Genomic DNA, 10977 nt, shown 5'->3' on the forward strand with positions numbered 1-10977 from the left:
CGATGTTAGAACGTATTCAAGTCCTCATCTGTGGGGGAACCGGGTGCATGTCTTCACACTCGAAAGAAATCAAAAAGGCATTTGAAGATGAATTGACCCTGTTGGGGATCAAATCCGAAGTGGGTTTGGTCTTAACCGGTTGTTTTGGGTTGTGTGAAAAAGGACCCGTCTTGGTCGTTTATCCCGATGAAACCTTTTATTCACACGTCACTGTAGGTGATGTGCGAACCATTTGTGAAGAACACCTCTTAAAAGGTCGTCCGGTTCAAAGATTGATGGTCAATGACCCGATTGCGAAAACCAAGATCAAACAAATGAGTCAACTTAAGTTCTATTCGAAACAAAAAAGAATTGCGTTAAGAAACTGCGGACAAATCAACCCGTTAGACATCAATGAATACATCGCCAAAGATGGTTATATGGCATTGGGTAAAATCTTATCCGAAATGAGTCCTGAAGCGGTCATTGATGAAGTCATCAAATCTGGACTCAAAGGTCGTGGCGGTGGAGGCTTCCCAACCGGCATGAAATGGCAGTTTGCGAGAAGTTCTCAAAGTAAAGTAAAATACGTCATTTGTAACGCCGATGAGGGCGACCCAGGTGCGTTTATGGATAGAGCGATTTTAGAAGGTGACCCACACTCGGTATTAGAAGCGATGGCCATTTGTGGCTACGCGATTGGGTCTAACCAAGGCTACATTTATGTCAGAGCGGAATACCCAGTGGCGGTTGAACGTTTGTACCACGCAATTGGTCAAGCCAGAGAATACGGCTTACTAGGTAAAAACATTTTCGGTACAGATTTCGAGTTTGATATTGATTTAAGACTCGGTGCTGGTGCCTTTGTGTGCGGTGAAGAAACCGCACTCATCCGATCGATTGAAGGCTATCGTGGTATGCCTACGTCCAAACCCCCATTCCCAGCAGTCAAAGGCTTATGGGGTCAACCAACCAATGTCAATAACGTCGAAACCTTCGCGAATGTGCCTGTGATTTTCTTACGTGGTGCAGATTACTTTAGATCCATTGGTACTGCTAAATCACCAGGTACCAAAGTTTTCGCGCTTGGCGGTAAAATCAATAATACGGGACTCGTTGAAGTACCGATGGGAACGACCTTAAGAGAAGTTGTCTTCGACATCGGTGGTGGAATCCCACAAAAACGTAAATTCAAAGCGATTCAAACGGGGGGGCCTTCAGGTGGTTGTATCACCGAAAAAGATTTGGATACCCCGATTGATTTTGATAACTTAACTGCCCTTGGCTCGATGATGGGTTCTGGTGGGATGATCATCATGGATGAAGATAACTGTATGGTCGACGTGGCGAGATTCTATTTAGACTTTACGGTCGATGAATCTTGCGGGAAATGCACCCCTTGTCGTGAAGGCACCAAACAAATGCTCGATATTTTAAACAAGATTTGTGACGGTGAAGGCACACTTGAAGACATCGATGAACTCGAACGTTTGGGTGAAATGATTAAAAAGACTTCCCTTTGTGGACTCGGTCAAACCGCACCAAACCCCGTATTATCGACCATCAAACACTTTAGAGAAGAATACATCGCCCACGTTACAGACAAAACCTGCCCAGCAGGTGTGTGTTCTAACCTCACCCACTTCGTCATTCATGACAACTGTATTGGTTGTACAAAATGTGCGAAGAACTGTCCTGTCAATGCCATATCAGGTTGGCCAAAACAAGTCCATATTTTAGACCAAGAGTTGTGCATCAAGTGTGGTGCTTGTAAGAAAGCCTGCCCTGTCGGTGCGATTACCTCTGAACCATTACATAAAGGAGTATCCCTATGAAACCTGTACACATTACCATCAATGGGTTACCATATACCGTAGACAGCACCCAAACCATCTTGGAAGCTGCCACTAAAAACAATGTCTACATTCCCCGCCTTTGTTTCTTAAAAGATGTCCATGAAGAAGCGAACTGCCGTGTGTGTAGTGTTAAAATCGAAGGTCAAAAAAACTTAAAACCAGCGTGTAAGACGTTGGTCTCTGAAGGGATGAACATCATCACCGACGACCAAGAAGTCTACGATACGGTTAGTATGAACCTAGAACTCTTAACCCATCGTCACCATTTCGAATGTTTCAAGTGTTCCAGAGAAGACAATTGTGAATTCTTGGATTTACTTAGAAAATACTCCATCGATAATGAATTCTCACAACTTTACGGGATGTTTGATGAAGAAAACTACTATTATCAAGACGATAATGGTGTAATGATCATCGATTCTAGTAAATGTATTCTATGTGGCAGATGTGTATCGGCTTGTGAAAAACAATCGGGATTATCTGTATTACACTTTAACAATCGTGGGAATAAAACCTATGTTGGACCAGCCTTATTTCATAGCCTAGATGATGCAGGTTGTATCTATTGTGGTAAATGTATTGGGGCTTGCCCAACCGGCGCTTTAAGAGAAAAAGACGACATCAAGAATGTCGAACGTGTCTTAAGAGACCCTAAGAAGAAAGTCGTTGTCCAAGTCGCACCAGCGGTGAGAGCTGCGTTAGGTGAAGCGTTTGGTTACCCGATTGGAACCGATGTCGAAGGCAAGATGTTCCAAGCATTGAAGGCATTGGGTGTCGATGAAATCATGGACACCAACTTTACAGCGGACTTAACCATCTTAGAAGAAGGTACTGAATTCTTACATAGACTCGAACACGGTGGACCGTTTCCAATGTTCACTTCCTGTTCTCCAGGTTGGGTCAACTTATTAGAACAATATTACCCTGAATTTATCCCAAATCTATCAACTTGTAAGTCCCCACAACAAATGGCTGGGGCGTTAATCAAGACCTATTACGCCGATAAGATGGGTTATAATCCAAAAGACATCGTCTCGATTTCGATCATGCCATGTATCGCGAAAAAAGCAGAAGCGAGACGTGAAGGCATGGGTCGAGATGGGTACCAAGATGTGGATTATGTGTTAACCACCAGAGAATTCGCGAGACTCATCAAACGTCGTGGGATCGATTTTAGAAACCTTGAAGATTCCAAACCGTTTGGGATGCTCGCCACATATACTGGTGCTGGTGCGATCTTTGGCGCAACCGGTGGGGTGATGGAAGCCGCACTCAGAACCGTATCAGAAATCCTAGAACAAAAAGAAACCCCAATTGATTTCCTTGAAATGCGCGGTACACAAGACATTAAGGAAGCGACTTATGTCCTTCAAGGGAAAGAAATCAACGTCGCAGTTGTGCATGGCGGCGCCGCAACCAAAGCGTTTTTAGAAAACCTTAAAACAACTGAAAAACAATATCATTTTGTTGAATTCATGGGTTGTACAGGTGGATGTATCAATGGTGGTGGCCAACCGGTTGTTACCGCGAGAGACCAAGAAACCTACGATGTTCGTGCTTTACGTGCGAGCGTTTTATACAAGATTGACGAAAAACAACGCATGCGTAAGAGCCATCAAAACCCATTTGTTCAAGAACTCTATCAAAACTTCTTAGAAAAACCACATTCGAAAAAATCCCATGAATTGTTACACACCAAATATAAGAAGCGTGACATTTATGCCAGCGTGGAGTAAAAAAAGTTATTTATTGGTTTTAATCCTAGCGTTGAGTCTCCATCTGTTCGGATGTGAGTCTAAAAGATTAAACATTTTAATTCCAACGGGTAGCCCTCAATACGCCGCTGCCTTTCTACAACAAAGTGAACAATACAACGTCACTATTGTGAGTGGTGCAGAAGCGTTAACGGCAGGGTTCAATGATATTGGTTATGACATCATCATCGCCCCAGTCAATATGGGAGCGAAACTATACGCTGCTAAACCCAATTATCAACTCTCAGGTGTCATCACTTGGGGTAACTATTATTTGATCAGTGCGTCAGAAATCGATCTATCCGTCGTAGACCGATTAGACATCACTGCGTTTGGGGAAAACCAAATACCAGACTTCATGTTGAAATACATTTTAAATCACCATGACATCGAAGCGAACATCACTTACCTCGATTCTATCGCGAGTATCACAAGCGCGTATTTATTGGATTCCTCCAAGATTTATTTGATCGCAGAACCGAGCATGAGTATTTTACAAACCAAAAAGACGCTTCAATATGTCGATTTACAAAGTGAGTATCAAAACATCACAGGAGAAACGGGTTTTCCTCAAGCCGGTGTATTTGTACATAAAAATATCTCCTCACGGGATTTGGATTTATTTCATTCGAGACTGATTCAATCCATATATAAACTCAAACACAGTGACGACGCTTTAACCGTTTTGAAATCACTCGGGATAGAATTACCAGAAGCGGCTTTTAATCCAGCAATTAATCGTTCAAACATTGATTTTTTAGTCAGTGCGGATGCGAAAGATGCCCTAAACACCTTTTATCAACTCATTTATGATTTTAACCCAAACTTTATCGGACAAATACCGAACGACGATTTTTACAGGTAAACTATGAAACATTGGATGAGATTGTCTTCAATTCTATCGATTTTCATCGTATGGTACCTCATTTATTTGTGGGTGGATCACCCGCTATTGATGCCATCGATCGAAGATACCATCAGGGCTTTATTCAGGCTTTTCGGCAGCAGGGATGCCGTGCTTGCAATGATGCACACTTTCGTGCGACTTGGCATATGCATCGGCATCTCGCTTGCCTTAGCAATGATACTGGCCTTTTTGAGTTATCACTTTAGACACATAGAAACATTCTTACATCCGTACATGGTTTTATTTAGAACCATCCCTTTAGTCTCTGTCATCCTCATCACATTTGTTTTGGTTCATTTTAGTTTAACCACCTACATCATCACATTTTTAATGATTTTTCCGATTTTATATCAAGCCATCTTGAGTGGACTAAATGCCATCGATTCAAGTTATATCGATGTGTATAAACTTGAAAAAGGCACCTTTTTCTCGAGTATTGAATATTTGTATTTTCCGATAACGAGACCATTCATTCTCCTTGGATTCCTACAATCCTTGGGGTTAGGGCTTAAAGTCATCGTGATGGCAGAATTCATCACCCAAGCCCAAAACGGGATTGGTAAACTCATCTACCAAGCACGGGTGAACTTAAATTACGATCAAATCTTCGCGATTACCATCATCTTAGTCCTCATGGCGTTTCTCATAGAAACGCTCGTAAAGAAACTCAATCAAGACATTGAAAAAGCCTAAGAACACAGTCAAAAGCTGTGTTTTTTTATTGACAGGGTTAATTTTTAGGTCTATACTATAAATGTGACAGGCGTGTCACTTTTGGAGGACATATGCCAAAGGAAACGTTCATCAACCTAAAACCACATAAAAAAGAGAAACTCATGCAGGCGATGACGAAAGAACTATCGATTCATACCTTTGAGCATTTATCAATTGCGAATATTGTCAGAGATGCAGAAATACCCAGGGGTTCTTTCTATCAGTACTTTGAAGACAAAGAAGACCTCTATCAGTACTATTTCAGCCACATCGCATCTTTAAAGATGGATTACTTTAAGGACATCTTCATGAGTCCGACGTTAACATTCTTTGAACGGATCGAAACCTTATTCAAACAGGGATTGGTGTTTAAAAAAGCTTACCCTGAATTGGTGGAGGTTGCGAAAAAGATGTATGAAAGCGACTACTACAAAGACCTCTTGATTAAAGGCGGTTGGGAGAATAAAGTCGTAGATACTTACGAAGCTTGGATCAAACAAGACCAACAGTTAGGCATCATCCGTGAAACGATTGATTCGAAAATGTTGTCTGAACTGATCAATGAAATGACTACTCGGATATCATTAGATAGTTTTATATATGACAAATACGACGAAAGTGTTTGGGAACACAAACTCGATGAGATGTTAGACATCCTCAAGAAAGGAATATTAAACCATGTTTAGTGTAAAAGATTTGAGATTTACGTATCCAAAGAATGACTTACCTACCATCAAAGGTATTTCCTTTGATATCCAAAAAGGAGAAATCTTCGGATTTTTAGGACCTTCTGGGGCAGGGAAGAGTACCACTCAAAAGATTTTAATCAAATTATTAGACCGATATGAAGGTGCGATTTATTACGATGGTAAATCCCTTCAAGAACTCGACCAAAGCTTCTTTGAAAACATTGGGGTCTCTTTTGAAATGCCGATTCACTTTTCAAAACTCACCGCGATGGAAAACATCGAATTCTTTAAGAAACTGTATAAGAAGAACATCGATGTGGAATCTTTGATGAAAAAAGTCGGTTTGTGGGAAGATAGGGACAAACTGGTGTCTGAATATTCTAAAGGGATGAAAATCCGTTTAAACTTCGTTAGAGCAATGCTCAATGACCCAGAGATGTTGTTCTTAGATGAACCGACCAATGGGTTAGATCCAGCGAACGCGATGATTTTAAAAAACTTGATTAAAACCTATAAACAAAATGGTGGAACTGTCTTCATTACGTCACACATCATGGCCGATATCGACCAATTGTGTGACCGTGTGGCTTTTATTGTAAACGGTGAAATCAAAGAAATCGACTCCCCAAGAAACTTAAAGATCAAATATGGTCAAAGAACCATCAAAGTCGAATACAAAGAACAAGGACATACCCTCAGTCAAAGTTTCCCAATGGACAAGATTGGTCAAAATGAGGACTTCGTGAAACTCATTCAAACCAAAGACATTGAAACCATACACAGTGGGGAAACCACACTCGAAGAAATCTTCATCCAAGTGACAGGGGTTGGTTTAAGTCATGAGTCCTAGAATGGCATTTTTAATCAAAGGCGAACTCCTTCGATTGAACAAATACCGTGTGACCACGGTATCGTTATTGGTGGCTTTTGTGTGGGGTTTGGTGCTATATTTCATCGATGATATGGACATATTAGAACAAATGTTGCCGATGATCATCATGATTGACGCCACCATGATGAGCGTTATCTTCATTGGTTCGATCATGTTTTTTGAGAAGTCTGAACAAACCATTTCGACGTTATTGGTCACACCGACCTCAACCGATGAACAAATTTTATCGAAAGTCATCGCGAATACGATTCATATGTTGTTATCCTCGATGCTCATCATTTTGGTATTCTATTTTGTCAAAGGTGTGACTGTGAATTTCTTTTGGATGATTCCCATTTTAATCATCTCCATCGCATTCCATAGTTTATTAGGGTATGTCTTCTCATACCATTCTAAAGATTTTACATCGATGTTGTTAGGTGTCATGATGTTCATCATTTTCTTATCCATCCCATCGATTTTACATCAGTTCAATATTTTGTTTAAAGGCGACTTCTGGCGTTATGCCTTACTCATTACCCCAGCCCAAGCCTCTGCAGAGCTCATCGCACTCGGCTTTGGTGGCGCGTTTACGCTCGCATCCGCCATCAGTTTGGTGTGGTTGATTGTCGCGGGTACTTTGGGTTATCTCTTCTATATCAAACCAGCGTATAAAGCTTACGCTGTGAGACAAGGGGGCATATAATATGTTTATCCGTGTCTTAAAACATGAAATGAAAAACATCTTAAGAGATAAGATGTATCTGTTCTTTATGGTGTATCCAGTCATTATTGGTATTGTCGCTTATTATTTAATCCCGTATCTTAGAGAAGAAGTGGGGTTGTTGGTTTCAAACATCGTCGCGTTGGTATTTGTCTTGATGACTTCCTTTATGTTTGGTGCAATTACTGGATTTACCTTACTCGATGACCAAGACGACAATGTCTTGTTCTCGTTAAAGATCACACCGATCAAGGTATCCCATTATGTGGGTATCAAGTTATTATTCTCTTATGTACTTGGTTTCTTAGCCACATTCTTATTGGTTTATATCACCAAGCTGTTTGAATCCTCTGTCTTAAACATGATTGGCATATCGCTATTGGCTGCCTTACAGGCCCCAATGCTCGCGTTATTCATCAATGCTTTCGCAAGCAACAAGGTCGAAGGGTTCGTCTTTATGAAAGCCACAGGGATCCTCGTGATGATTCCCATCGCTTCCTTATTCCTAACCAACTGGACAGAACTCTTCTTAGGGATTGTCCCAGGGTTTTGGGCAGCGAGACTCGTATCGATGTCTTTAATTCCAAGTGATTATTTGTTGAATGAGTTTTGGTACTACATCTTAGGTTTTATCGTCAATGGCTTACTGATTTATGTCTTATTTAAGAAATACAAACAAAGAGTTCAAATATAAGTCAAAAATCCACGTCAATCGTGGATTTTTTCTTCTTACTATTGGAAAAATCCAAGAATATGTTATAATTGAAAATGCTGGAGAAATACCCAAGTCCGGCTGAAGGGTCTGGCCTCGAAAACCAGTAGGGCGAGAGATCGCCGCGGGGGTTCAAATCCCCCTTTCTCCGCCATTCAGATATCTAAAGTCTACTGTGAAAGCAGAAGACTTTTTTATTTTTGGTTGCTGTTTGATAATAAATGTAAGGGTGTATAGGTCAAATATCTACACCCTAAATGTATATTAAAAGCGCTACAGTCCAAATTTTACTGGATGTAACACTTTTTTGTATTGAGAGTTGAATTCCTACCACGGCGGAAAATGGCGGATGAAAATTCGCCTAACTAACTAGAGTATATTGAGAACAACAACTAAACCAAATGACATGTATCTTTTCATAAAGTGTTTTATTTAGATTCATTAATACTCTTTCATGGTATATGTAAATATTCTGATTACTTAAGGAAGTTGGATTATGTTATAATGAATTATATAATTAATGTAAAAACTCGAAATAATAGATAATGCTGATTGCTGTTAATATAGAACAGTAGACACGAAGAGTAAGAATCCTTCTTATGTTAGAATATAAGGAAGGAGTTGATTCTTTTATGTCTTCAACAGGCAATCGATATTCAAACGAATTTAAACAACAATTAGTCGAACTATTTCAAAGCGGGCAATCGGTATCTAAGCTGTCCCGTGAGTATGGCATACCCACAGGGACAATCTACAAATGGACAAAAGAACTTACACCAGTGATCACTGAAGATGGTAAGTTAGTTACACCTAAAGAAATCAAAGCGTTAGAAAAGCGAATAAGGGAACTAGAAATGGAAAATGAAATCCTAAAAAAAGCGACCGCCATATTCGCTCGAAAACCTTAAAAGAAAAAGTCGACTTTATCAAGTTATTCAAGCATATTTATCCGATTAAGGTGATGTGTAAAGTGCTACATTTAAACCGCAGCACGGTCTATAAGATATTCACACACATGATGTCTGATCGAGAAATTAGAAGATTAGAACTCGAATCAAAAATCATTGAAATCTATAATGAGTTTGACAGTATCTATGGTGCACCCAAGATTCGTAAGGAATTGATTAAACAGGGCTATTACGCTTCACTTAAACGTGTAAGCGTCTATATGAGGCGATTGCTTAGATCTATCATCACTAAGAAATACAAGCCAGGCTCATCTTCTAAAGCGCCTGATGATAAAGAAAACATCATGAATCAAGATTTCTCAACGCTTTATCCAAATCAGAAATGGGTGATGGATATCACCTATATCTGGACCGTTTATGATGGTTGGACATATCTAGCATCTGTTATGGATTTACATTCTAAAATGATTATTGGGTATAGTTATCAACGTCACATGAAACAAGAAATTGTTCTAGAGTCACTACGTCAAGCTGTGTATAAGACAAAACAAACAAAAGGCATTATGGTTCAATCAGACTTAGGTAGTCAGTATTTAAGCAATGATGTTGAACAGTTCATTGAGATGTATGAAATGATTCATTCGTACTCAAGAAAAGGCACACTATATGATAACGCCCCTATCGAAACTTTTCATTCCATCATCAAAAGAGAAAAACTAAGTCGTATGGTTTTAAAGACATTTGAAGAAGCCAAGATGGTAATCTTCGAATATATTGAAGGGTTTTATAATCGTAAAAGAATTCATAGTTCAATCGATTATCAAACGCCTTACCAAGTGTATTACTCAAAGTAAGAAATTCTCACTTAATGTGTCCACTTTATTGACATAAAAGCATAATCATAAAACAGGATTTATAGATTCTTATGGAGTTACTTATTTTCCAAAAGAACAAATAAAGGATTATATTCATAGCATTCTTATATCAAAACCCACCGATTACGAAATCATGATTGAATGGCTAAATGAAGCATTGAATTATGATGGAATTTATATTTTAGGCCTTTAGCCATTTTGCATAATTGTTAAAATTGTATTGAACCCATATATCTTAGAAAAATAGAATAGGTGAGCATTTGATGAGAAAAAGAATTTTCAAATATGATGATAATCATAAATATTTTGTTATTTCAATAGTTGTATCTTTAGTGTTCCTATATGTTGCATTTTATCTAGATGATATCTATGTTGCTTATATCATAGGGATCATCATTTCGGCCGTTGGTTTTGTAGGTGCATTAATCATTTACTTGACAGGTATTCACTTTGATTATAAAAAAAACAAAATTACAATTTTAGACTCATTAGGAATTAGAACCATCTCAATTAGTGAAGTTAAATATATTAGCATAGAAGAATTAGTTAAAACACGTAAAGCCAGACGAGGATTTCTATCCCCAGACTCACGGTATGGAGCATTTTGGACATTCTCATCTAAATATGTTTACAGAAATGGAAAGACATATAAGATTATATTTCATATGAAAAACGATTCGATTGTTGAATCATATTATGGTTGGTTATTCAATTCAAAAACTAATGAAAGAGTAGTCAAACAAGAGAATAAGTTCAATCAAATGATCAAAGAAATTATGGAATTTAAAAAGTATAGGTAAATACAGTGATTTCCTTTAAGCTGTGTTAATGTTGAATAGCATATAAGCTACATATTATACGAGCAACCGGTAAATATGTCAAGCAGTAAAGAATAAAAAAAATATCACGAAAACGGTTGTTTAGGTGATAAGAGGACATGATTAAAAAAGGTTGAATGGATTAGAAAGAGATTTAAATGTTACTGATA

11 protein-coding genes and 1 tRNA gene are annotated in these 10977 nt (G+C 38.8%); all 12 read left to right on the forward strand.

Annotated features, from left to right (window positions below; genetic code table 11):
• Positions 1–2: 2 nt before the first annotated feature.
• The 12 genes from N7548_RS08120 (at position 3) to N7548_RS08175 (ending at position 10789) form a co-directional block, all read left to right on the forward strand.
• The gene (locus tag N7548_RS08120) at positions 3–1814 is read left to right on the forward strand and encodes an NADH-ubiquinone oxidoreductase-F iron-sulfur binding region domain-containing protein (protein WP_263608973.1); all 1812 of its coding nucleotides are present in this window, start codon (positions 3–5) and stop codon (positions 1812–1814) included.
• Entirely contained in the window at positions 1811–3571 is a 1761-nt protein-coding gene (locus tag N7548_RS08125) for an NADH-dependent [FeFe] hydrogenase, group A6 (RefSeq protein WP_263608974.1), read from the forward strand. Before N7548_RS08120 ends, N7548_RS08125 begins: the two co-directional genes overlap by 4 nt.
• Positions 3555–4454, forward strand: a complete 900-nt coding sequence (locus tag N7548_RS08130) for a hypothetical protein (RefSeq protein ID WP_263608975.1) — start codon at positions 3555–3557, stop codon at positions 4452–4454. Before N7548_RS08125 ends, N7548_RS08130 begins: the two co-directional genes overlap by 17 nt.
• Before the next feature lie 3 nt (positions 4455–4457).
• A complete protein-coding gene (locus tag N7548_RS08135) occupies positions 4458–5189 on the forward strand; it encodes an ABC transporter permease (protein WP_263608976.1) in 732 nt (243 codons plus the stop codon).
• A 92-nt stretch (positions 5190–5281) separates the two neighbouring features.
• On the forward strand, positions 5282–5896 hold the full coding sequence (locus N7548_RS08140) for a TetR/AcrR family transcriptional regulator (RefSeq protein ID WP_263608977.1): 615 nt from the start codon (positions 5282–5284) through the stop codon (positions 5894–5896).
• A complete protein-coding gene (locus N7548_RS08145; protein ID WP_263608978.1) occupies positions 5889–6749 on the forward strand; it encodes an ABC transporter ATP-binding protein in 861 nt (286 codons plus the stop codon). The genes N7548_RS08140 and N7548_RS08145 overlap by 8 nt, the downstream gene beginning before the upstream one ends.
• On the forward strand, positions 6739–7476 hold the full coding sequence (locus tag N7548_RS08150) for an ABC transporter permease (protein WP_263608979.1): 738 nt from the start codon (positions 6739–6741) through the stop codon (positions 7474–7476). Before N7548_RS08145 ends, N7548_RS08150 begins: the two co-directional genes overlap by 11 nt.
• A gap of 1 nt (position 7477) precedes the next feature.
• Positions 7478–8188 carry an Rv2686c family ABC transporter permease subunit gene (locus tag N7548_RS08155; protein ID WP_263608980.1) on the forward strand — a complete coding sequence of 237 codons (711 nt, stop codon included), beginning with the start codon at positions 7478–7480 and terminating at the stop codon, positions 8186–8188.
• A 79-nt stretch (positions 8189–8267) separates the two neighbouring features.
• A tRNA-Ser gene (locus N7548_RS08160) sits at positions 8268–8360 on the forward strand.
• Between the two features lie 478 nt (positions 8361–8838).
• Positions 8839–9114 (forward strand): transposase, encoded by a 276-nt coding sequence (locus tag N7548_RS08165; protein ID WP_263608981.1) that lies wholly within the window; start codon positions 8839–8841, stop codon positions 9112–9114.
• A 17-nt stretch (positions 9115–9131) separates the two neighbouring features.
• A complete protein-coding gene (locus N7548_RS08170; protein ID WP_263608983.1) occupies positions 9132–9968 on the forward strand; it encodes an IS3 family transposase in 837 nt (278 codons plus the stop codon).
• Positions 9969–10252: 284 nt separating this feature from the next.
• A complete protein-coding gene (locus N7548_RS08175) occupies positions 10253–10789 on the forward strand; it encodes a hypothetical protein (RefSeq protein ID WP_263608982.1) in 537 nt (178 codons plus the stop codon).
• Positions 10790–10977: the final 188 nt, after the last annotated feature.

This window comes from Paracholeplasma manati, assembly GCF_025742995.1.
Classification (GTDB): Bacteria; Bacillota_I; Bacilli_A; order Acholeplasmatales; family UBA5453; genus Paracholeplasma; species Paracholeplasma manati.